General features: G+C 46.6%; 16 protein-coding genes. 11 read left to right on the forward strand and 5 right to left on the reverse strand.

The window, feature by feature from the left end; translation table 11 throughout:
• Nucleotides 1-53: 53 nt before the first annotated feature.
• The 5 genes from B157_RS0103290 (at nucleotide 54) to B157_RS0103310 (ending at nucleotide 8,392) form a co-directional block, all read left to right on the forward strand.
• On the forward strand, nucleotides 54-2,201 hold the full coding sequence (locus B157_RS0103290; RefSeq protein ID WP_026308451.1) for a T9SS type B sorting domain-containing protein: 2,148 nt from the start codon (nucleotides 54-56) through the stop codon (nucleotides 2,199-2,201).
• Nucleotides 2,202-2,284: 83 nt separating this feature from the next.
• Entirely contained in the window at nucleotides 2,285-4,729 is a 2,445-nt protein-coding gene (locus B157_RS0103295; protein WP_020601956.1) for an OmpA family protein, read from the forward strand.
• A 67-nt stretch (nucleotides 4,730-4,796) separates the two neighbouring features.
• Entirely contained in the window at nucleotides 4,797-5,603 is an 807-nt protein-coding gene (locus tag B157_RS0103300) for a 4-(cytidine 5'-diphospho)-2-C-methyl-D-erythritol kinase (protein ID WP_020601957.1), read from the forward strand.
• 22 nt (nucleotides 5,604-5,625) lie between these two features.
• Nucleotides 5,626-6,234, forward strand: a complete 609-nt coding sequence (locus B157_RS0103305) for a cytochrome c oxidase subunit 3 (protein WP_026308452.1) — start codon at nucleotides 5,626-5,628, stop codon at nucleotides 6,232-6,234.
• Between the two features lie 313 nt (nucleotides 6,235-6,547).
• Nucleotides 6,548-8,392, forward strand: a complete 1,845-nt coding sequence (locus tag B157_RS0103310; RefSeq protein ID WP_084761751.1) for a M1 family aminopeptidase — start codon at nucleotides 6,548-6,550, stop codon at nucleotides 8,390-8,392.
• 70 nt (nucleotides 8,393-8,462) lie between these two features.
• Here B157_RS0103310 and B157_RS0103315 read toward each other — a convergent pair whose 3' ends face one another.
• From B157_RS0103315 to secA, 5 genes are all read right to left on the reverse strand, one after another.
• Complete coding sequence (locus tag B157_RS0103315) at nucleotides 8,463-9,401, reverse strand: 3-oxoacyl-ACP synthase III family protein (protein WP_020601960.1); 939 nt, start codon at nucleotides 9,399-9,401, stop codon at nucleotides 8,463-8,465.
• A 144-nt stretch (nucleotides 9,402-9,545) separates the two neighbouring features.
• Nucleotides 9,546-10,670, reverse strand: a complete 1,125-nt coding sequence (locus B157_RS0103320; protein WP_020601961.1) for a glycosyltransferase — start codon at nucleotides 10,668-10,670, stop codon at nucleotides 9,546-9,548.
• Between the two features lie 50 nt (nucleotides 10,671-10,720).
• On the reverse strand, nucleotides 10,721-11,812 hold the full coding sequence (locus B157_RS0103325) for a hypothetical protein (protein WP_020601962.1): 1,092 nt from the start codon (nucleotides 11,810-11,812) through the stop codon (nucleotides 10,721-10,723).
• Nucleotides 11,812-12,408: a Uma2 family endonuclease gene (locus B157_RS0103330; RefSeq protein ID WP_020601963.1), complete on the reverse strand. Its 597-nt coding sequence runs from the start codon at nucleotides 12,406-12,408 to the stop codon at nucleotides 11,812-11,814. Before B157_RS0103330 ends, B157_RS0103325 begins: the two co-directional genes overlap by 1 nt.
• A 76-nt stretch (nucleotides 12,409-12,484) precedes the next feature.
• The gene (secA, locus tag B157_RS0103335; RefSeq protein WP_020601964.1) at nucleotides 12,485-15,871 is read right to left on the reverse strand and encodes a preprotein translocase subunit SecA; all 3,387 of its coding nucleotides are present in this window, start codon (nucleotides 15,869-15,871) and stop codon (nucleotides 12,485-12,487) included.
• Between the two features lie 187 nt (nucleotides 15,872-16,058).
• Between secA and B157_RS0103340 the strand changes: the two genes are divergently transcribed.
• The 6 genes from B157_RS0103340 to B157_RS34305 are packed head-to-tail and all read left to right on the forward strand — an operon-like array spanning nucleotide 16,059 to nucleotide 23,541.
• Nucleotides 16,059-18,449: an SLBB domain-containing protein gene (locus tag B157_RS0103340; RefSeq protein ID WP_026308454.1), complete on the forward strand. Its 2,391-nt coding sequence runs from the start codon at nucleotides 16,059-16,061 to the stop codon at nucleotides 18,447-18,449.
• Nucleotides 18,450-18,470: 21 nt separating this feature from the next.
• Nucleotides 18,471-19,556, forward strand: a complete 1,086-nt coding sequence (locus B157_RS0103345) for a Wzz/FepE/Etk N-terminal domain-containing protein (RefSeq protein ID WP_020601966.1) — start codon at nucleotides 18,471-18,473, stop codon at nucleotides 19,554-19,556.
• Nucleotides 19,553-20,515, forward strand: a complete 963-nt coding sequence (locus tag B157_RS0103350) for a GDP-mannose 4,6-dehydratase (protein WP_020601967.1) — start codon at nucleotides 19,553-19,555, stop codon at nucleotides 20,513-20,515. The genes B157_RS0103345 and B157_RS0103350 overlap by 4 nt, the downstream gene beginning before the upstream one ends.
• Before the next feature lie 5 nt (nucleotides 20,516-20,520).
• Nucleotides 20,521-21,834 (forward strand): flippase, encoded by a 1,314-nt coding sequence (locus B157_RS0103355; protein WP_020601968.1) that lies wholly within the window; start codon nucleotides 20,521-20,523, stop codon nucleotides 21,832-21,834.
• Nucleotides 21,835-21,860: 26 nt separating this feature from the next.
• The gene (locus B157_RS0103360; RefSeq protein WP_157618289.1) at nucleotides 21,861-22,592 is read left to right on the forward strand and encodes an FkbM family methyltransferase; all 732 of its coding nucleotides are present in this window, start codon (nucleotides 21,861-21,863) and stop codon (nucleotides 22,590-22,592) included.
• Complete coding sequence (locus B157_RS34305; RefSeq protein ID WP_020601970.1) at nucleotides 22,585-23,541, forward strand: hypothetical protein; 957 nt, start codon at nucleotides 22,585-22,587, stop codon at nucleotides 23,539-23,541. The genes B157_RS0103360 and B157_RS34305 overlap by 8 nt, the downstream gene beginning before the upstream one ends.
• The last annotated feature ends 108 nt before the right edge of the window (nucleotides 23,542-23,649 follow it).

A 23,649-nucleotide genomic window follows, 5' to 3' on the forward strand; every position in this document is an offset into this window, starting at 1 on the left:
ATAGGCTCCTTGGCATGGAATTCGACCTATTGCGCCATAAGCAACCTGTATTGATGAGGAAACAACTACAAGGCAAATTTATTGGTCTGTTTGGATGGGTGATGGCGGTGTGGTTCATGACGTTCACAAACGTCGTTGCCGGTTTTTACCCCGTTTCCGATACGTGCCAACATCCCGAACCGCCCATAATTACGGGGTCGGCCGGGTCTATTTGCCGCAATGAACGGGTAACGTTAACTGCATCGGGTTGTACTGGTACGGTGGTGTGGTCTAATGGAGATACCGGAAATGTAATAACGGTAAGCCCGCAGCAGACAACAAAATATACGGCTATTTGCCGTGCCCAGCAGGGATGCATCAGTTGCTTTGCCGAAGTCTGGAAAGTGACTGTCAATACACCAGCCGCCCCCCTGGTAACACCTTCTTCGAGACTTGTTTGCCCGGATGAAAACGTTACGCTAACCGCGTCGAACTGTGCCGGGACTCTTCACTGGCTAAATCCTACTGGAAACGATAAGATCAATGGCCCCATCTGGCAGGGCAAACTCCGGCAAACCACTACGTTTCAGGCTACTTGTGAACAGAACAGTTGTATTAGCAATCCATCAGTAGCCGCATCGATACAGGTCGCTGTCCCGGCAACGCCTGATATTGCGGCTGATAAAGGCGAAATATGTGCAGGGCATACGGTGCAACTTACCGCTTCGGGTTGCGTTGGCAGCGTTTTGTGGACGGACGGCGGTAAAGGAGCCATACGTACCGTAAGGCCCGACCAAACAACAACTTATCGGGCTGTCTGCCAGATAGGTTCCTGCCAGAGTGACCAGTCCGAACAGATAACCGTTTCGGTTCGGAAAGCAGAATCTCAGCCCGACTTATTAACAACAATAACCAACGGTTGCCCCTTTCAAACAGCTGATCTATCCAAAGCGATTCCTGAAAGCAGTGGTCCCCGTTATTACGCATTCCGGACAGAGCCTTCGTTAAACAGTACTGTTGTTGAGTCGCCAGGGGCTGTTCTGGCTGGCACGTATTATGTATTCGGTCGGAATCGGGACGGGTGTTATACCCAACCCGCTCCCATAAACGTAACCATCACGCCTTGTCCGAACGCCATTCCTCCCTGCCTGAGTAACCCGGCTACAATTGCCATACGGCTCGATTCCTTCGACTGGTCAAAAGGCGACGTTGAGTTGACAGCACAACTAAATGGGTTCGGTGGCCAACCTGCCTGGCAAAGTGATGGGGGAGGAGTATTCACGAATAGTGGGCTACAGGCTCATTACCAGCTATCGGAAGCAGACCGACAGCGGAGGACAATTACTTTTACGCTATCCGTTCCTGACCCCGATGGAAGCGGCCCCTGTACCGCTGCTTCGGCACAACAGATTATTATGGCACCATCTCCGGAAATTGTTGGGTTGAGCATGAATATTGCAGAGCCTACATGGGTAGTTGAGGGTACTAATCATTTTGTTGACCTTACCTACCAGCTAACTGCGGTCAATATGGGTACGCATCAACTAACCAACATAAAAATAGGTGATGATTTGACTGCAGTCTTTTTGGGGGTAGGAGCATTAATCAAAACAGTAACTATTCGGTCAGATAACAGTCTAAAGATTAACGGAACTTATACCGGACGCGGAACCGATACAACCCTGATTGACGGAGGTAATCTGCCAGTTGGAGGTCAGGCTCAGGCCTGGATTACGGTTCGGCTGGATGTGAGTCAGGCCAGTACGCTGACATTCAGTAATAAAGCTATTGTTCGGGCGATGGATATAACCGGAAGAATATGCCAGGATCATTCGACCAGTGGAACAAATGCCGATCCTGACCAGAATGGTAATCCTGCTGATAATGATGAACCCACCAGTATAACCCTACAGTCTTTACGAACGGAAGAAAAAGAGACTGTTTTTATTCCGGAAGGATTTTCGCCGAATGGCGATGGGATAAATGACCTTTTTGTTATTCAGTATGTACCGGGTGGTATACGAGTACAGATAGGCATTTATAATCGCTGGGGTACGCTGGTTTATCAGAACGAGGACTATAAGAATGAGTGGGACGGGACCGCAAATCAGGGCATCAGAACGTCTGGTACTGGTCAAAACCTGCCCGATGGAACATACTATTATCAGGTAAGGCTGAGCGACGGGCGGGAATTTGTTCGGTTCCTGACGCTGGCGCGATGAAAATTTAGCAATGATTACAGGTCAAATTCGTTTGCCGAATAAGGGGGAAACAGTTGGCCGTGTCGGGCAAGAAAGACACACTAATGGGGAAAAATTGTATAACGTCAATTTTGTGGGTGCTGCTCTGGTTGAGCGGATTTACTGGCTGGGCGCAAACGGACTCTCTGTTGCGACAGGCCGACCGTTTACTAAATTATAAAGCCTATGGCCGGGCAATAGAAGCGTATTCTCAAATCCTCAGTGAAGAAGGAACTTCATTGACGCCTGCTCAAAAAGCAACGGCTCAAAGCCGGATTGCCTACGCTTATCAGCAGGTTGGCGATGGGGTGAAAGCCGAGCGATACTACCGGGAAGTTATTGCTAACAGCCCCGACAAAAATCCGCAACAGGCGTTACAATTTGCGAAAACTCTGGCGGGTAATGGCAAATTCGAGGAAGCGGAAAAACAGTATGAACAGTATCTACAACTGAAAGCCAAACAGCCTGCTCGTGAGCCATTGACACCTCCCGTTAGCACTGCCAAACCGGGTGGCCAAAAAGAATCCACCAGATATCGACTGGAATACCTGGCCTTAAATACGTCGGCTGAGGAGTTTAGTCCGGCATATTATCAGGATGGACTGGTGTACGTAGCCGGAAAAAAGGGCGGCTCATCCATTGAAACATCGGGTGGTGGTGGTGGCTCAGGTTACCTGGACCTTTTTTACATACCAAACCGGAATAACCTGAAAGTCGCCAGTATTATCAATGCCGATGGCAGTACCAGCAAACCATCAAACGAAAAAAGCAAAACGGATGCCCTTCCCCTCGGGAAGGATAGTTATAGCCGACCAACGGCTAATGACTCACCAACGGCACCAAATTTTACGGAAGGTGTCAATATTTCTCAGGGACTGGGTTACAGTGCCACCCCCATTAATGTATCACAGCGATTCAACAAAACGCTTAATACAAAATACCACGAAGGCCCGGCTACGTTTTCGCACGATGGTTCGCAGGTCATTTTTACCCGTAATAACTATAACAACGGGAAGGCCAGTCAGAGTACAGAAGGGGTAAACAAACTCAAACTCTACACGGCTGTTCAGGAAAACGGAGAGTGGTCGAATATTGTCGAATTACCCTTCAACAGTGATGAGTACTCAGTTGGGCATCCTACCTTAAACCATACAGACAATCTGTTGTACTTTGCGTCGGATATGCCCGGTGGGTTTGGCGGTACGGATCTATACGTCAGCCGTTTTCAGGATGGGCAGTGGAGTCGCCCGGTTAATTTGGGCAGTACGATCAATACGAAGGGAAATGAACTGTTCCCCTTCGTGGATGATGCCGGTAATCTGTACTTTTCGGGAGATGGTCATAAAGGACTGGGGGGGCTGGATATATTTTTTGCCCGGATGACGGATGGAGTAACGGTGCAATCAGTTGAACACCTCGATGCTCCCATCAACTCGCCACAGGATGATTTTGGTCTTATTACCGATGCCAGTCAGCGGAGGGGGTACTTTAGCAGCAACCGGCGCGATGGCAGTGATGATATATACCGGTTTGTGCGGGAGAGTTCACTCTACGAATGCCGAAACCTGGCTATTCGTATCTATGATACAAATACCGAACAACCTTTAGATAGTGTTAGTGTGCTGATCAAAGCGCGGGGTGATGGTAGCCCGGACCAAACGCTGACTAGTGATCAGAACGGATTTGTAAACATTTGTCTTGAAGGAGATAATGCCTTTACCTTTCAGGCTAGCAGAGACGGGTACATCAATAGTACTGTTGGTTTTACCACGCGTTCCGTTACAGACAATCAGCCTAGTCGGCTTGAAATAGGGCTCATAAAGCCTACCGTCGTTGTTGATACGATTGCCGAAACGAGCGTGCCGACGGCGCTGGTTCATTCCCGTGTGGGGGGCGTAGTGGTGGGTGGTCTCGATCAGCATCCTATTGCAGGCGTAATTGTCCGACTCCGGAATGAATGCAATAAAACGCACCAGGAATATGTCACAAAAGCAGATGGTCGGTATGCATTCGATATAATAGAAGGCTGCGATTACACGCTGATAGCGTCCAAAGACGCGTTTGGTACGAATACCAATAAAATTAAGCGGATTGCTAAAAAAACGTCCCCAAAAGAACTGTCGGCAGACTTGCGGATGCTTAGCGTGGGGGATGTGGTGACCATTGACAATATCTATTATGACCTTGACCAGTCCAGTCTGCGGTCTGATGCTTCCCGCGAACTGGACAAAGTAGTAGCAACCATGCGTAAATACCCATCGCTGGTGATTGAAATACGGTCTCATACCGATAGCCGGGGTGATGCAGAACACAACAGAGTCTTATCCTCGCAAAGAGCCAAATCGGTTGCCGATTATCTGGTGTCGAAAGGAATCAGCCGTCGGCGCATGGCGACTCTTGGCATGGGTGAGTCACAACTGGTCAATAACTGCACCGATGGCGTTATCTGCACGGAAGCCGAACACCAGCGTAACCGTCGGACGGAATTCAAAGTGGTGTCGATAAAGTAAGCATGATGAATGATTTGTACCCATTTTTTTCTACTTTCAATCATTCTTACTTTTTCATTTATCCGTTGTGCTCGCTTTCCCTTCCTGCAAAATAAACATTGGTCTGCGCATCATTGAAAAGCGGGCTGATGGCTTTCATAATCTACAATCCTGCTTTTACCCGGTTGCCTGGGGCGACATACTGGAAGTCATTCCATCTCATGAGTTCCGCTTTAGCAGCAGTGGTTTATCCATTCCTGGAAGCAGCCAGCGTAACCTGTGCGTACGGGCCTATGAACTTTTAAAAGCTGATTTTGAGCTGCCGCCTGTACAGCTTCATTTGCATAAAGTTGTACCTATTGGGGCTGGGTTGGGCGGAGGGTCGGCCGATGCCGCATTCATGTTGAAACTGGTAAACGAACAATTCGGATTAGCCCTGGATAACAAATCACTGGAAGACTACGCCCGACAACTGGGTAGCGACTGCGCTTTTTTTATTCAGAACCGTCCCCTATACTGTCTGGAGAAAGGCGATGTGTTTTCACCCATTCAGGTCGATCTAACGGGTTATTACATACTCCTAGTTTATCCAAATCTGGCCATCTCCACTGCCGAAGCCTATGCCGGCGTTCACCCTCGCGTGCCCGATGTATCGTTGTTCGAACAATTACAAATGCCCATGGATGCGTGGCGGGGAAACATACAGAATGATTTTGAAGACAGCCTTTTCCCCAAATACCCGATTCTTCTACAAATTAAGCAGCAACTCTACGATGCGGGAGCTATTTATGCCAGCATGAGTGGTTCTGGCTCAACGGTATACGGAATTTTCAACGCCCCTGTCATTGTCCCAAACCAATTTGTCGACTACCGCGTTTGGAAAGGTATACTATAAAACCTGGATCGAAAGCGTATTTATGAGCAACTTCATGACCAAACGGCGGGAGCCGTTCCACTTCATGGTGTGGCTGGGCATTGCCAGCAGTCTGATGCTCTTTACCATGTTGCTGGTCACGTATGTTGTTCGGCGCACCGGATCGGGCTGGATAGACGCAGAACTGCCTTTTGTGTTCTTAATCAGCACGGTTGTTATTATGCTGAGCAGTTTGACACTCAGAAATGCAACGCTCGCATTCCGGCACGAACGCTTTGAAAATTATCGGACTAATTTAGCGACTACGCTTGGCCTGGGTATTCTTTTCATGATATTACAAAGCTGGGGGTGGCGCCAGATGATTCTGGCCGGTGTAAAACTGGAAGATAACCCGTCGGGCGCATTTGTTTATATCATATCGGGTATTCACCTGCTTCATATACTGATTGGTGTTATTTTTCTGGGCATTGTGCTCGCCGAAGCCCTGCGTCGCCGACCTTATGTCGACTCCTTTGTGTACAGTGTGAACCCCCCGAATCGCTTAAAACTTAAGCTGATCAGCTTGTATTGGCACTTTGTTGATATTCTCTGGATTGGGTTGTTTCTGTTTCTTCTGGCACATCACGGTATTAATTTATCTATGTCAGTGTGAACCAGGAACCTACCCCGTTTGTGGAAACAACAGATTGATTACGGAGTGGGAAGTCGGCTGGAGAAAATCGCAGGCCAACTAGTTTCTGAATGAACTGCGTTCAGAAACATTGCCCCCTTTAAACGCACTCACCGCTTTATCGCGTTATTTGTACAAAAACCAAAAAGTTACGGATCTGAATTTCATGAAAAGAAACATTTTCTGGGTCGGCTTATGGATAGCAAGCCTACCCTTATTTGCTCAAAATTTACCAGTACCACCATCGCCCGGATCGAAGTATGACCCTCTTGCCTTATTTCATCCCTTGTTTAACATGCAGCCCGGCAACGATTATCGAACGGGTAGTGGCGCACCTGGTCCCCGGTACTGGCAAAATCGCTCTGATTACCAGATTAGCGTGACCCTCGACGATCAGCAGAATACGATTACGGGCGAAGTGACTATTACTTACAAAAACAATTCGCCGGAAGTATTGCCTTATCTGTGGCTTCAACTGGACCAGAATGCTTTCAGCGATACATCGAGAGCGGCAAAAACAACGCCCGTTGCGGGTGGCCGGTTTGGCAATCTGGGCTTTGCAGGCGGGTTGACCATTACCAGTGTACAGGTTGAACAGGACAAAGGCAAGTTTAACCCAATTCCCTACGAAGTTACGGATACCCGGATGCAGGTGCGCCTGACCGAACCCGTAAAGCCCAATGGCGACGTAGTAAAGATTAAAGTAGCCTACTCATTTAAGATTCCGGAATATGGCTCCGACCGGATGGGGCAACTCCAGCGTAGAGATGGTATCATCTACGAAATTGCCCAGTGGTACCCACGTATGTGTGTTTACGACGACATTGAAGGCTGGAATGTGTTGCCTTACCTGGGGGCAGGTGAGTTTTACCTGGATTATGGAGATTACGAATACAGTGTTACGGTTCCCTGGAATCATATTGTCGTGGGATCGGGTGAGTTGCTGAATCCCGCAGATGTGTTAACCGCTGACCAGATAAAACGCCTGGAGCAGGCTAAAAACAGCGATAAGACTATTATTATACGGGGTAAAGATGAAGTGACCAATGCCGGAACACGTCCGAAAAAATCGGGTACCCTAACCTGGAAATTCCGTTGCCAGAATACGCGCGATGTAGCCTGGGCTTCATCCAGAGGCTTTGTGTGGGATGCCGCCAGAATGAACTTACCCAGTGGTAAACATGCGCTTGCCCAATCGGTGTATCCGGCCGAAAGTGCTACAAACGATTCCTGGAATCGCTCGACGGAATACGTGAAAGGAGCTATTGAGTTCTATTCAAAATACCTGTATGAATACAGTTATCCGGTGGCAACCAATGTGGCTGGTATTGTGGGGGGCATGGAGTACCCCGGTATTATCTTCTGCGACCATAAAGACAAGAAAGATGCACTTTGGGGCGTAACTGACCATGAATTTGGCCACAACTGGTTCCCCATGATTGTGGGGAACAACGAGCGGAAATTCCCCTGGATGGATGAGGGCTTCAATACATTTATAAACACCTTGTCGACGGCTAACTTCAACAACGGTGAGTACGAACGGAATAGGGGAACGATGCAGGAAATTGCCCCGGCTCTGTTCTCGCCGGAAGAACCAATTATGACCATTCCGGATGTGCAGCCACCCCGGGCTTTAGGAATTCTGGCTTACTACAAACCCGGTATGGGCCTTAAGCTCCTGCGGGAAGTAATTCTTGGTCCTGAGCGCTTCGACTTTGCCTTCAAAAGCTATGTAGATCGCTGGGCTTTCAAACACCCAACTCCCTATGATTTTTTCCGAAGCATTGAAGATGGAGCAGGGGAGGATTTGGGCTGGTTCTGGCGGGGTTATTTCTACGAAACCTGGAAACTGGATCAGGGTATCGGAGGAGTAAAATACGTAGATGGAGCAGCGGACAAAGGTTCGCTTATTTCCATCGAAAACCTCGATAAAATGGCCATGCCCGTTACGGTTGAAGTAACGGAAACCAATGGTAGAAAAGGGCGTGTAAACCTGCCGGTTGAAATTTGGCAACGAGGTGGCTCCTGGACATTCCGGTACAACTCCACTTCGCCCCTGAAAACGGTGGTTATTGATCCCGACCAGAAGCTGCCGGACGTAAACAGTAAGAATAACGTTTGGCGGGGTGATGCCCAATAAAAATGGGTACGTTGTAAATGAGTCCGTCATAAGTGGCTGGTGCCAGCCCTTATGACGGACTCATTTTTTTTTACACTTCTACCAGCATGGCGCCAAAGGAATATCCGCCCCCAAACACGGTGATAACGATGCGCTCACCTTTCTTAAACGTATCCCACTGTTCTGACAGAGCGATGCCACAACCGGCACAGCCCGTGTTTCCGTATCGCTGAATATTGGAAATGAGTTTTTCTTCCGGTAGCCCAAGCGTATTCATCACATTGCGTGAAATCCTCAGATTGGCCTGGTGAGGCAAAATGTAATCTACATCCGCAAGCGTTAGATTGCATTTTTCGAGCACCTGCAGGCTTGCTTTGGGCATATACTGACAGGCGTTGATAAACACATCGCGGCCGTGCGGCATCGTAACACCCCCATCGGCCGGTTTCATCATCACCGCCGTTGTTGCTTTGGCGGTGTGAGCGGCTCCACCCGTAAGCAGCGCTTTTATCGTAAAATCGCCTTCACTTTGCCGCTCCTTTGTAATGAGCATTGCAGCTGCGCCGTCTCCCCACAAATGTCCTGAGATCGTGTCCTGTTCATTGTAATAAAGCGTGTTGTGCTCCGATACAATAACTAATGCCCGAGTGGCTTTATTGAGCGCAAAATAGCCTTCTACCACCTCAATCGCATTCAGTAACGACGAACAGGCAGTTGATATGGAAACAACCGGAATATCGGCAATACCTAAGAAATGCTGCGCTTCGTGCGCCAGGGAAACAATTGTATCGTAAGGCGTATAGGTGGCCCCAACAATCAAATCAACCGACGAGAGGTCTGTTTTTTCTATGAGCCGTTTCGTCACCTCAACGGTCATCGTATTTGTGTTCTCACCAGGAGCGGCTTTACGGCGCTCCACAATTCCGGTACGTTCAACAATCCAGTCACTGGACAGGCCATTAAGCTGGGTAAAATGTTCATTGCCAACTACCTCCGTTGGTAGGTAATGGCTTACTGCATGTATGTACATCAGTCGCTGATAGTAGAGCTAACACATAAATAGCTCGATTAAAGGGTTAAAGTTAAATCCTTCCGGGAAAACGTGGTATTCCACATTAGAACAATACTATAAACAAGTAGATGTTTCTTGTTTTAGTACTAATATGACTTCTCATTAGGCTCCACTAAGGATCTGTTCGTAGAAATTAATCAACTTGTCGGCCTCGCTGGTCCAGTTATAAAATTGCTCGACTGCCTGTCGGCCCCGTTGTCCCATAGAGCGTGCTTCATCAACATGCTCTATTAAATAAATAAGTTTTTCCAGCACCTGAGCCGGTTCATCGGGCGACACGCAGAACCCGCAATTATGTTGTTCGACAACTGCCTGATAAAGTGGAAAGTTCGATGTAATAACAGGCAAACCGAGTGCCATGTATTCAAATAACTTAGTCGGGTATGAATCTGCATAATCACCAACGGGTTTGAGCAGGGCTAACCCGGCTGTTGCGCCGTTTGCGTGAGTGAAAGCGATTCGCTGGTCTGTGTAGTCATAAAAATAGAGATTTTCCCGGATGGCTTTAAAACCGGGAAGTTGCGTTAAATCAGCCTCTGTAAACAGCCGCCGACCAAACAAGTGCATCGTGAACACCGGATAAAAAGCGTTGAGTTGTGCCAGTGCGCCAACAAGGGTATCGAAGGCCCGCTCGAAACTCAGCCAGCCTATGTAGAAAAATGAGGGTTGATCCGCATTGGGCCGGTAAGGCTTCCGAAATGCTTCTATAAAGTCCAGTAATGGATAATTATAAATTACGGCAAAGGGCTTGACCAGCCGAGGATAAGCGGTTAGGTAGCTGTGTTCGGTGAAGATAAGATAGAAATGCCGTCGGGCAAGCTGATCAAACAGGCGAAAGGCTTTGGTCAGTAAAAATCCATTATTGAGCGTTTTGAGGTGCATTTTTTTGTGTAGATTTTCCTGCACCTCGTAAATGATCTGTGCGCCGAAAAGGCGGAATACATAAGCGAAAGGCAAAAATTCGGGTACATATACATGCACCACGTTCGGGCGCAACCACAGGCACCGGAGTAAAATGAACGGGCAGGTGAGCAAGGTTCGCCAGATTACCCGCCGGAAGTAGGGCAAGCTAATAAAGTGAATGGCTGGCGTAATGGCCGGATTGCCGTGGGGAATGGCACAAAAAACGTCGTAATGCTCGGTCAGCGTCTGGCATTGCTTGAATACCACTCGGGGGTCCTGAGGCTGGTGTGCGGTACTAATATGCAATACGCGAACTTTTTTCATAGAGATACAGCCGCCAGTGCTGCAACGGTGAGCCCAAAATGACTCATGCGTCATTTGATAACCCCAAAGCTACGCAGTTCTTCATCAATCTTTTGATTCCATCGTTCCTGAGCGGCCTGATTGATGCTATGGGTTGTCTCATCATCGTACTGTCTTTGCATCCGGTTCATTTCCCGGAACGACTCGATGAACTGGTACTGAGTGATACTATTATAATCGTCCAGCGTAAGGCTATCGGGGTGAATCTTTCGCTTAAATCGCTCAACAATAATTTTGACGATGTCGAAATGGCGTTGTTCGTGATTCAGGGCGTAGGCATTACGGGCATCGGGCCTTCCCCAGGAGGAGGTCTTGAGCATATAAGCTTTTGCCGTCAGGTTCAACTGAATAACGCCATTTTGTACGCTGCTTTTTCCTTCGTAGGCAAAGCTGGTAAATACTTCAGCCGCGTAGTGGCTGCCCCGGCGCGGTTCGGCCTTAAAATCGGTCCAGGTAAGTTTACGAGCCGGGTTATAATGAACGGTATCGTCGTTCGTGATTCGGTTGTCATCCGTAAATGTAACCGTCAGGCTCTTCGCTAATTTCTCGTTCTTCCCGCTTTCCCGGTTCATGTACTCGTTTAAATTGCGCAGTGAAGCCACTAAGGACTGACGAATGACTTGCTCAACCACGGCCGTTTGCCCCAGCGGACGGGTGTAACTAGCACTACCCTGATATTCGGTCAATGGACTGCTGATTTCATCGCCGACATGATTTTTGCCGAGCAGCACAAATGATACGACCAGTGTAAATTGACCAGTTATACGGTTTCCACTGGCCGTTTCCCGAACCTGGCATTTGTTAATGCGCATAGCAACCGGCCGCAACTGCCGGTTTTGTTTCAGGCCCTGATTGATAAAGTAGCGAAAGCTATTGGCCACTCCTCCTTCCAGGTCAACGGGTTGAGGGGATTGATTGAGCACCAGTGCTAACCGGGCTATTGGCCCCGGGTCTTGCCGCTGATCCGACACCGCAGCCATGTAAAACTCTTTGGGTGTGAAGGGCAGGGACTCAGACCGGAGTCGAATGGAGGTGCCTGGTTGCTGAAAAGAGAGAAATAGCAGGCCCGCAAAAAGTGAAAAGAAGAAAATAAAAAAACGCATTAAGCCAACAACCCTATGGTTCGATCATACACGCTTAGTAACGAAATGGCCAGATTAATCGTACTAATCGTCAGCGTTTCTGTCGGGCTGGCAAGCTGTTCTGCCAGCATCCATAAGCCTTGTTCACTTTTGCGCCAAACCTCAATGTCGATTGCCTGGGAGTTAATCAATACATACTCCTCAAACGTCGGGATTCTGCGGTAACGCTGGAATTTTCGGCCCCGGTCATAATCTTCCGTTCCATCCGATAACACTTCAATCAGGGTGACTGGATTAAGCAGGTTATCAAATTCATCGGCCATAAAAGTGGGTTCCCCGCATACAATAACAATATCGGGATAGGCATACATAGTGGTTTCGGGCAGATGAACGCGCATATCCGACGAAAACGACTGGCAGTTGCTTCCACGAAGGGCTATATAAATCTCACCCGCTACGTTCTCTTTAATTCGGTTATGCTCTTTTGATGCGCCTGCCATAGGTATGATTTCTCCCTGATAATATTCACTTTTCTCAAACGCAACCCGTTCATTCGCCAGATACTCTTCCGGCGTGAGAAATGTTTTTTTGATGGTTTCCGGTTTTTCCGCTATCATACATCTAAAAAATTAGCCCCCCGTTTCTATCGCTAAGATACGAAACGGAGGGCTGGAAATCAATATGGTTAATAGGCTATTCAATTAGCATAGCCTTGCCGCTAACTATGTCATTTTCAACGGTTTTATACTTTACATCCCGTTTTACCGAGCCATCGGGGTACTGAACAGTGACACGGGCATTCCGGTCTAGTTTAGCTACGCGGACCGGAGCCTGTCGCTGAACGGGCATGGGCGGTGATCCGGCTCCCATAGCATCGTTTTCAGCCATACGACGGGCGTACTCTTCAGGACCGGTAGCCAGGTGGTCATCATCAAAGTCTTCTACGTTCGTATGCAACTTCGGTTGAGGCTGTGGCCGTCGCTGTACCGGAGCCTGCCGAATTTCGGGCGCAGACTCCTGAGCGGGAATGTCGGCTTTGGTCAGGAAGCTGATGGTATCGAAGTTAACTTTAATCAGGAAGCGTTTGAACAGTTCCACCGATTCAAACTTATACACCAGCAAGGGGTCTTTCTGTTCAAAAACGGCGTTCTGTACCGACTGCTTCAGATCGTCCATTTCGCGGAGGTGTTCTTTCCACTCCTGATCGATTACCGATAGTGTGACTGCCTTCTCCATCTCTGTAACGATGTCCCGCGCTCCTGAATTGACCGCTTTCTGTAGATCCGTTACAACGGTTAACTCGTGGAGACCATCGGAGAAGGGTACCACGATATTTTTAATCTGGTGCCCCTGCTCATTCAGTACCTGCGTTAAAATGGGCAGGGCTTTATCGGCAATGGCGTGGTTTTTCGCCTGGTAATTGACTTCTGCTTCTTCATATAACCGCTGCGTCTGCTCGGGTCGCTTCAGTCGATTGAACTCCTCTGTCGGCAATGATGCCGACAGGCCGAGCGTTGTTAGAAGCTGAAGTTTTACTTCCTCATAGTTCCCCTCGGCGTTATTTACGGCTTCCTCCACTACATCATACATGGTGTTGGCAATGTCAAGCGGCAGACGGTCACCAAACAGGGCGTTTCGACGGCGCTTGTAAATTGCCTCACGCTGGTAGTTCATCACATCATCGTACTCGAGCAGCCGTTTCCGAATGCCAAAGTTATTTTCTTCCACTTTTTTCTGCGCCCGCTCAATCGACTTGGTAATCATGGAGTGCTGAATGACCTCGCCTTCTTCAAGCCCCATGCGGTCCATTACTTTGGCAATCCGCTCCGAGCCAAACAAACGCATCAGACTGTCTTCGAGCGATACAAAGAACTGCGTAGTACCCGGATCGCCCTGACGACCCGAACGGCCCCGCAACTGCCGGTCGACCCGGCGGGATTCGTGCCGCTCGGTGCCGATAATGGCCAGACCACCGGCTCCTTTCGATTCGGGGGTTAACTTAATGTCAGTACCCCGTCCGGCCATGTTCGTGGCAATGGTAACCGTGCCCGGAAAACCGGCTGAGGCCACAATCTCGGCTTCCCGCTGATGGTACTTGGCGTTCAGAACCTGGTGCTGGATTTTACGCATCGTCAGCATACGGCTCAACAACTCGGAGTTTTCTACCGACGTTGTGCCCACCAGTACGGGACGGCCTTTTTCGACCAGGCTGGTAATCTCATCCGCTACGGCGTTGTATTTTTCGCGAACCGAACGATATACTTTATCTTCTTCATCCGCGCGGCTGATGGGTCGGTTGGTTGGAATAACGACCACATCCATCTTATAAATCTGCCAGAACTCGGAGGCTTCCGTTTCGGCCGTACCGGTCATACCCGCCCGCTTGTGGTACATCCGGAAATAATTCTGGAGGGTAACCGTAGCGTATGTCTGGGTGGCATCTTCAACTTTTACATTTTCTTTTGCCTCAACGGCCTGGTGCAACCCATCCGACCACCGACGGCCTTCCATGATCCGGCCCGTCTGCTCATCGACGATCTTTACCTTGCCGTCCATAATGACGTATTCGGTATCCTTCTCGAACAGGCAGTACGCTTTCAATAACTGGTTGACTGTATTGATCCGCTGGGTTTTGACCGCATAGTCCCGAATAACCCCTTCTTTATTAATTATTTTATCCTGTTCAGAAATCTCCGGGTCTTTATCGATTGCGTTGAGGTCAATGGACAGGTCAGGCAGAATGAAGAAGTTAGGATCTTCGCCGGAACCCGTTATGTAATCGATTCCCTTCTCTGTCAGGTCAATACTGTTGTGTCGCTCGTCAATCGTGAAATACAGGGGTGCATCGGCTTCCGGCATCAACTTCTGGTTTTCGGCCAGATAAATCGACTCTGTCCGCTGGAGCAGGGCTTTATTTCCGGTTTCACTCAGGTATTTAATCAGCGGTTTGTGCTTGGGTAAACCCCGATGAGCCCGAAAAAGCGATAATCCTCCTTCTTTTTCATCGCCAGCGGCCACCTTTCGTTTGGCATCGTTCAGGAAATCATATACTAGTTTGCGCTGGACTTCCACCAAACGCGATACCCGGGGCTTCAGCTCAATATACTCCTGTTCATCGCCACGGGGCACCGGACCACTGATAATTAACGGAGTCCGGGCATCATCGATCAGAACGGAGTCGACTTCATCCACCATGGCGTAGTGGTGTTTACGCTGCACCAGTTCGGCCGGTTCGCGGGCCATGTTATCACGCAGGTAGTCGAAACCAAATTCATTATTGGTGCCGTACGTAATGTCGGCTAGGTACGCCAGTTTACGCTGCTCTGAATTGGGCTGGTGCTTGTCAATGCAGTCAACCCGCATCCCATGAAATTCAAACAGCGGGGCCATCCATTCGGAGTCGCGCTTGGCCAGGTAATCATTGACCGTTACAATATGCACACCCCGGCCAGCCAGGCCATTCAGAAAAGCCGGGAAGGTGGCTACGAGGGTTTTTCCTTCGCCAGTAGCCATCTCGGCAATCTTTCCTTCGTGGAGCACAACACCGCCAATAATCTGCACATCATAATGCACCATATCCCATTTTATGGGTGATCCGGCTGCATCCCATTGATTAGCCCAATGGGCTTGTTCGCCATCAATGACCACATTTTTCTTGCGGCTGGCAATCTCCCGGTCAAAATCCGTAGCGGTTACGGTTAGCTGCTGATTTTCAGTAAAGCGTCGGGCCGTTTCCTTCACGACGGCAAAGGCACGTGGCAGAATATCAAGCAGAACGCGTTCCAGTTCAATATTTCGGTCCGCTTCGAGCTTATCAATTTTATTGAAAAGTCGCTCTTTTTCATTAACGTCTCCATCGGGATCACTGGCCTGTTCGCTCAGTTCGCTCAGCTGATTATCGATATCAGCTAATTCAGTAGCAATGTGGGCTTTCAGGTCGGCTGAGATTTGACGCAATGCATCGTTCGAGAGGTCTTTTAACTGGGCAAATTCGGTGTTTACTTTTTCAACATAGGGAAGCAGGTCCTTCAGATCCCTCTGTGATTTAGTGCCGAAAAGTTTAGCTATTAGATTAATCATATTTCTAAAGTCATTAGCCGTTTAACACCGGCTATCTACCTGTTTTTTGCTTACAAATTTAGTGCATTACCCCGGTACTACAACGCAGGTCCTGAGCGGATGGGTACTCGCTTACTAAACGGGAACGAAGTTTTAAAAAGAATCTATTACTTTTGCAGTTCAATTTTTGGCCCAATTGCCAGTGTTCATGTGTATTAAGGACAAATTGTCACGTTTTATCCGCTCTTTTCGATCCTATCCCGTTGTTCTCCTGCTATTGATACTGACAGGGTCGTATCAGGCATCTGCTCAGGCACCCCGGTCACGGGTCGATCAGCTGAGCGATGAAGATGTCCAGAATTTTTACCGCCGGGCCGAAGCAAGTGGCTTGAATGAAATGCAGATTGAGCAGGCAGCCATGTCGCAGGGATACACACTCGACGACATTGCCAAGATGCGAAAACGAATAGCCACCATTCGTACAAAAACTACCCGCCCTTCCGGCCAGACAGCAACAGACAATACAACCGGAAGAACATTGCCTTCCGATCTCTCCCGCCGGGTTGACTCACTACCCAATATCGCAGCGAAAGATACAAGTCGCAGATTACGCGTGTTTGGGGCCTCGTTGTTTGAAAACGCAAACCTTTCGTTTGAACCTAATCTTCGTATTGCCACTCCCCGCAACTATATAGTAGGACCCGATGATGAAATCAGGATCGAAATTTCCGGTGCCTCAACGGGTGAATTCCAACTGAAGGTAAGCCCCGACGGTACGGTGAAACTCCCTGACTTAGCCCCTGTTTTTGTGAGTGGCCTGACATTCGATCAGGCCGAACAACGGATCATTTCCCGGTTGCGACAGGGGGGATATCAGGGATTGAGTACAAGTGGGGGTAATACTACCGCCAGTGCCAGTCTGACAAATATTCGCAGTATTCGGATTACGCTGGTCGGAGAAGTTGTCCGTCCGGGTACGTATACTATTTCCTCTCTGGGATCGGCTTTCAATGCCCTCTATCTGGCCGGTGGGCCCAACCCGGAAACGGGTTCGTTCCGAAAAATCAATGTAATACGGGGTAACCGGGTTGTTCGTACCATTGACCTGTACGATTTCATTCTCCGTGCCGATCAGCGCGACAACATTCGGTTGCAGGATCAGGATGTTATCCAGGTAGCCGATTACGTAACGCACGTTGAGATGACCGGACAGGTACGTCGCCCGGCCATATTTGAGGTACTACCGGGAGAAACGCTGAAAACAGTATTAGGTTTTGCGGGTGGCTTTGCCGACGATGCCTATCGGGCCAGTATCACCCTTCGGCGCAACACCAGCCGGGAAAGGCAAATCGTTACCATAACCGAGGAGCAGATCGCGAATTTTGTGCCACAGCGGGGCGACAGGTATGAAGTAGGGAAGATTCTGGAACGGTATGAAAACCGGATTCAGATAGCCGGTGCCGTTATGCGCCCTGGCGATTACTCGCTCGAGCCTGGTTTGGAAACCGTAAAGCAACTGGTTACGCGGGCGGAGGGACTGCGCAAAGATGCCTTCACAAACCGGGCATCCATCACGCGTGAACGCCCGGACATGGATCGGGAAAACCTGTCATTCGACCTGGGCAAACTAATGCGGGGAGAGATCGCTGATATTCCGCTGATGCGGCAGGACAGCCTGACTGTTTTATCCATCCGGGACCTTCGGGAGAAGTACTATGTAACGATTGAAGGAGCAGTCAACCAGCCTGATACCATTCCGTTTATTACGAATATGAGTGTAGCGGATCTGGTAGCTCAGGCGGGTGGTTTTCGGGAAGGAGCCAAACCAAACCTGATTGAAGTAGCCCGGCGTATTCGGCAGGACTCTGGCGGCATCAATACGACGCGGGTAGAAATATATCGCTTTGCCATTGACCGGGATCTGCAAATTTCCTCACTGGATGCCAGCTCAGCCAAAGGGTTTTCACTACAGCCATTTGATATTGTATACGTCCGGACTTCCGTCAATTACGAGTCGCAACAGCAGGTATACGTGTATGGCGAAGTTGTGCAGCCAGGGAATTACGCTATATTCAGCCGGGAGGAACGGATAAGCGATCTGATCAAACGGGCGGGTGGGATAAAGCCGCAGGCCTATATGCTGGGCGCTCAATTCAGGCGGAACGGTATATTGATTGGTAACGATCTGAGTGAAATTCTTACGAATGCAGGCATTGAAGAAAACCTGTTGCTACATGACAAAGATACCCTGTACATTCCTCAACGCCCGGATATTATTGCCATAGAGGGAGGGGTCTTAAACCCATCAAATGTTAGTTACAAAGCGGATTATACCTTTGATGATTACATCAGCGAAGCGGGTGGATTTACAGATAATGCCCGAAAGAATAAGGCCTACATAGTATATCCAAATGGGCGCAAAGATCGGACACATAAGTTTCTGTTTTTAACATCTCGTCCTCGCGTCGAACCGGGTTCAACGCTGATAGTTCCATTTAAGCCATTGGATAACAACCGAATAAGTGCTGCGGAACGTATTGGAATTTTATCGTTACTGACAACGGTATCTATTGCTCTCGTTAATATTCTACTTCGTTAAAGGCTACCCTGCTCGTTTATTATGTCAGTTACGGAAACGATAAAGAGTGACATTGACCCCGACGAAATCGAAATTCGGCTGAGTGACATCGTGCAGTTTCTGAAAGATAGCCGTTGGACAGTACTGGTTTGGGGAACTGTTTTTCTGGTAATCGGGGCTATATACGCGTTTTCAAAGCCTAATCAATATACGGTAGAAATTACCGTCATGCCCGAAATTCAATCCAAAGGAGCAGGTCTGGGTGGGTTGAGTTCATTAGCGGGTTTAGCAGGAATTGATATTGGAAGTATGACCAGTACAGATGCTATCCGGCCCGATATTTATCCCGATGTTTTGCAAAGTGTTCCGTTCGCCCTCCAGTTACTCAGGCAACCTGTTTATTCTCAGCTGCTGGAAAAAGAAACAACTTTACAAACCTTTCTGGAAGAGCAGGGTAGGCAATCCTGGCCGGGAAGTCTGCTGAGTGGTTCAGCCAATGAAGAAAAGAAAGCGTCTCTCCCTGACCCCAAAAACCGCAGCAAAGCATTACAAATCACCAAAAAGCAGGAAGATTTGGTAAAAACGGTTCATGGTGCTGTCGCTGTGGCTTACGACAAAAAAACGGGCGTTATTACTGTAACCACCACGCTACCTGATCCGGTAGTTGCTGCTACAGTCGCCCGCCTGTCATTGGATTACCTAACCAATTATATCAGCGGTTATCGGACTGAAAAATCAAGGAACCAGGTTGACTTTCTGACTAAACAGACCGAAGAGGCCAAAGAACGGTATCAAAAGGCCGAATACGCTCTATCTGTGTACCGGGATAAGAACCGGTACCTGAATCTTAGCACTGCCAAGATTGAAGAACAACGGTTGCAGGCTGATTTTATCCTGACTCAGACTCTATTCAATGAACTGAGCAAGCAACTTGAATTGGCAAAGGTCAAGGTCGCTGAAGATTCTCCCATTTTCAAAACGCTGGAGCCTGCCCGAATTCCTCTGAAGAAAAGTGGTCCCAAACGAATGATTACTATAGCGGGTTTTATATTGGTAGGAGCCATCATTGGAATAATAATTTTCTTTATCAGAAAATTTGTTTTCGCAAAACCGGGACATACAGCATGAAAAAGGCTCTTATCTGTGGTGTCTCCGGTCAGGACGGAGCCTATTTAGCTCAACTTCTCCTCAGTAAGGGATATGAGGTGTATGGTGGCTCGAGGGATGCGCAAATGGCCAATTTTCGTAACCTGACTCGCTTAGGTATCCAGCAGGATGTAAAGGTAGTATCGGTTAGTATCAATGATTTCAGGAGTGTGCTGCAAACCCTGCTGAAAGTAAAACCGGACGAACTCTATAATCTGGCCGGGCAAAGTTCTGTTGGGTTGTCGTTTGAACAACCCGTCGAAACGCTGGAGAGTATCAGCATGGGTACACTAAATTTGCTGGAAGCGATTCGATTCAGTAACCTGCCTATAAAGTTTTACAATGCTGGTTCAAGTGAATGCTTTGGTGACACAGGAAGGCTGGCTGCTGACGAAATGACGCCTTTCAGACCACGCAGTCCATATGGTGTCGCCAAAGCTGCGGCTTTCTGGCAGGTAGCTAATTACCGCGAAGCCTATCAGTTACATGCTAGTACGGGTATCCTGTTTAATCATGAATCACCCCTGCGGCCAGAGCGGTTTGTTACACAGAAGATTGTATCTGCCGCTTGCCGTATTGCCGAAGGAAGTAAAGAAACGCTGACATTGGGTAATATCGACATTGCCCGCGACTGGGGTTGGGCACCTGATTATGTAGTAGCTATGTGGAGAATACTACAACAGGAGAAGCCTGACGATTACGTTATTGCCACGGGACAGACACACAAGCTCCGTGAATTCATTGATATGGTTTTCAAAACCGTCGGGCTTGATTGGGAAAAGTTCGTTCGCATAGATTCTTCTTTCTTCCGGCCAACCGACATAGCCGAGGGATATGCCAATCCAGCCAAAGCACAACTTCAATTAGGATGGCAGGCAAATCGAAAAATGCATGATGTGGCCAAATTAATGGTAGAAAATCGGCTTACTCAACAGATTTAATTCAAATGCGGAAGATAATTGCAAATATTGGCTGGATATTTTTTGATAAAATCTTTCGTATGGCTATTGGTATCATTGTCAGCCTATGGATTGCCCGTTACTTGGGACCATCAGAATTTGGTATTCTCAATTATGCAATACTTTTCCCAACTATTTTTGTCTCTGTAGCTGGTTTCGGTTTGACTAATACGCTAATGGTCGAATTCGTAGCAACAGTTGATAATCCATTGCAGCAGCAAAAATTGGTACAATTAGGATTATTCATAAAATTAATAGCTGGCTCGTTGATGTATGGTGTAAGCTGCTGCCTTAATTATGCCTTAAATCGCGATAATCCAGAATTGTTTTACTTGATAAATGTGACTGGATTCGCACTTGTATTGCAAAGTTCAGATATTATAGATACTTACTTTCAATCACAGACAAAAGCTAAATTATCTGTTGTTGTAAAGTTGATTGCATTTGTTGTAGCTTCTCTTTTTCGCATTTATGCTTTACTCAACCATAAAGGGATTTTATCTCTGGCATTAATAAATTTAGTAGAACTGACCATTATATATGGATTGATGGTTATTGTTTATCAAAGATATTCGTCGAAAATAATAGAGAATCTTCGTCAGGCAATTAATTGGCAATCGATAGTTCAATTAGTGAAAATTTCCTGGCCCATAATGATTACTGAGTTTTTTGTATTTGTTTATATGAAAGTGGATCAATTCATGATCGAATCGCTGTCAACAAATCACGAATTGGGTCTTTATGGGGCTGCCTTGAGGTTGTCAGAAGCTTGGTACTTTATAGCTATTGCTATAAATACATCATTTTATCCTAAAATTGCTGAATCTTGGATAATAAACAGGGAAAAATTTTACATCCAATACCAAGAATTATTAAACGTATTAACATACGTAAGCGTAGGATTGGCTATTTTCGTTAGCTGTTTTTCAAGTCAGCTTATTAAATTACTCTTCGGTAAAGAATTCATTGATGCAGGCCCGATCTTAAGTGTACACATATGGGCAGGTGTATTCGTGTTCACAGGGGTTGGAACTAACAATTTAATGATAATTAAAAATCTACAGCGATTTGTTCTGATCAAGACAATAATTGGTGCGTTTATAAATGTCGCACTCAATTTTTGGTTGATACCCAAAATTGGTGCATTGGGAGCTTCTATTGCAACGCTAGTATCTTACGGAATCCAAGCTTATGCTATGAATATATTCTTTGAACCAGCTCGATCTATATTTAACTTACAATCGAGGTCGTTTTTAAATTTCATTACATTTCAACGCCCTATGACTGTCAAAATAAGTTGACTGGTCAAAATGACTACTTTATCATAATGAAAACGATAAAATGTTTGTTCAAACAATTTAATTTTAGTTATGCCATACAATTTGGCTTGTTAGAATTTGTTCGTAGAATAGTTAGTAAAGACTCATATCTAGCATATTCACAAACGGGCGAGGATATTATTATAAAGAATATACTTCAAACTATTGAAAATGGATTCTATGTAGAAGTCGGCAGTAATGAACCTATTCAGCATTCTAATACATTTAAACTATACCAACAAGGTTGGCACGGAATAACGATTGATGCCAATTCAAAAATGGTAAGTATGCATAAGAAAATAAGACCTAATGATATTGCCGTTTGTGCTGCGGTGTCTGATGAAGCGAAAAACGTAACTTTTTATGAATTTGATATGGATGAAATCAGTACGATAGATGCTGATTTTTATAACAAACATAAAGATACACAACGGGTCAAAATTAAAACTACGCTAAAAACAAAAACATTGAATTCTATACTTCAAGAACTACTACCTGCTCAAACGTCAATTGACTTACTGTCAATTGATGTGGAAGGTCATGATTATAATGTGTTGAATTCTATAGATCTAAGAAAGTACAGGCCAAAGTTGATAGTAATAGAGATGCACAGCTTTAATATAAGTAACCCTATGGAGAATCCTGTGTACAAAAAAATGCTGGATAATGACTATCTTTTTACAAGTTATGCTACTTGGAATGGATATTTCATTGCTAAGGAATTTCTATCTAATGAATGAGATAGCTAATTTAGAAAATGGTCAGGCATTTGACGTGCCTGTCTTATTTATATTATTTAATAGGCCACAACATGCCCGACATGTGTTAGAGCGCTTACGACAGATTAAGCCCGCTCAATTGTTTGTTGCTATTGATGGACCACGTGATGGGGTGGCTGATGACATTAAGAATGTTGAACTATGTCTAGCTCTACTGGATGAGATTGACTGGCCATGTAACGTAGCTAAATTAATTAGGGACAGAAATTTAGGTTGTAAACTAGCTGTCAGTCAGGCAATTGACTGGTTTTTTTTACAAGTTGAAGAAGGGATCATTTTGGAAGATGACTGTCTGCCTGATATTACATTCTTTGATTTTTGTCGTGTGCTCTTAGATAAGTATACTCATGATGACAGAGTAATGCATATCGGTGGTTGCAATTTATACAAGCAGAATAAGTGGGGAACAAGTTCTTATTTCTTCACTAGTATTCCACATATTTGGGGGTGGGCAACATGGCGCCGGGCTTGGTCTAAGTATGATGTGAATATAGCTGAATATCCCAATTACATTAAATCAAATGAATTCAAAAAAAGAGTTTTAACTGCTGGTTCTAGGAGATTCTGGGAAAGAACTTTCGAGGATGTTTTTGTGGGCCGTCTGAATACATGGGACTTTCAATGGGTATTTGCAGTATGGGTGAATGGAGGATTATGTATCACACCAAATCAAAACTTGATTTCTAATATCGGTTTTGATAACACGGCTACTCATACGGTGATAGCAACTGATATGGCTAACTTAAAAACTTTTCCAATCTTAGTTGAAAAAATAATATTTCCAACTAAGATTGAATTGAATGAGGAAGCTACAAAATATGCGTTCTCTGAATTTTATCAGATGCCATCATGGTTTTCTAACAAATTTATGAGATTATTGGGAATTATTAAAAGTTATATTTTTGAATAAAAATAAATGTATAAACAAACATTACTTATTTCTTAGAGAAGTTCAAGTATTGATTTTTTTAAAATGCTTACATTAACAAAGAAATAGAAAAATACATCAAACTTCTTT

It is taken from the genome of Spirosoma spitsbergense DSM 19989, assembly GCF_000374085.1.
Lineage (GTDB): Bacteria > Bacteroidota > Bacteroidia > Cytophagales > Spirosomataceae > Spirosoma > Spirosoma spitsbergense.

What these genes read in the sequence shown, in the direction of transcription:
- secA (WP_020601964.1), bottom strand. Translation starts at nt 15,871, where the DNA reads ATGATTAATCTAATAGCTAAACTTTTCGGCACTAAATCACAGAGGGAT.
- B157_RS34305 (WP_020601970.1), top strand. Translation starts at nt 22,585, where the DNA reads ATGAATGAGATAGCTAATTTAGAAAATGGTCAGGCATTTGACGTGCCT.
- B157_RS0103325 (WP_020601962.1), bottom strand. Translation starts at nt 11,812, where the DNA reads ATGCGTTTTTTTATTTTCTTCTTTTCACTTTTTGCGGGCCTGCTATTT.
- B157_RS0103290 (WP_026308451.1), top strand. Translation starts at nt 54, where the DNA reads ATGAGGAAACAACTACAAGGCAAATTTATTGGTCTGTTTGGATGGGTG.
- B157_RS0103355 (WP_020601968.1), top strand. Translation starts at nt 20,521, where the DNA reads ATGCGGAAGATAATTGCAAATATTGGCTGGATATTTTTTGATAAAATC.
- B157_RS0103305 (WP_026308452.1), top strand. Translation starts at nt 5,626, where the DNA reads ATGAGCAACTTCATGACCAAACGGCGGGAGCCGTTCCACTTCATGGTG.
- B157_RS0103320 (WP_020601961.1), bottom strand. Translation starts at nt 10,670, where the DNA reads ATGAAAAAAGTTCGCGTATTGCATATTAGTACCGCACACCAGCCTCAG.
- B157_RS0103330 (WP_020601963.1), bottom strand. Translation starts at nt 12,408, where the DNA reads ATGATAGCGGAAAAACCGGAAACCATCAAAAAAACATTTCTCACGCCG.
- B157_RS0103350 (WP_020601967.1), top strand. Translation starts at nt 19,553, where the DNA reads ATGAAAAAGGCTCTTATCTGTGGTGTCTCCGGTCAGGACGGAGCCTAT.
- B157_RS0103315 (WP_020601960.1), bottom strand. Translation starts at nt 9,401, where the DNA reads ATGTACATACATGCAGTAAGCCATTACCTACCAACGGAGGTAGTTGGC.
- B157_RS0103345 (WP_020601966.1), top strand. Translation starts at nt 18,471, where the DNA reads ATGTCAGTTACGGAAACGATAAAGAGTGACATTGACCCCGACGAAATC.
- B157_RS0103360 (WP_157618289.1), top strand. Translation starts at nt 21,861, where the DNA reads ATGAAAACGATAAAATGTTTGTTCAAACAATTTAATTTTAGTTATGCC.
- B157_RS0103295 (WP_020601956.1), top strand. Translation starts at nt 2,285, where the DNA reads ATGGGGAAAAATTGTATAACGTCAATTTTGTGGGTGCTGCTCTGGTTG.
- B157_RS0103310 (WP_084761751.1), top strand. Translation starts at nt 6,548, where the DNA reads ATGCAGCCCGGCAACGATTATCGAACGGGTAGTGGCGCACCTGGTCCC.
- B157_RS0103340 (WP_026308454.1), top strand. Translation starts at nt 16,059, where the DNA reads ATGTGTATTAAGGACAAATTGTCACGTTTTATCCGCTCTTTTCGATCC.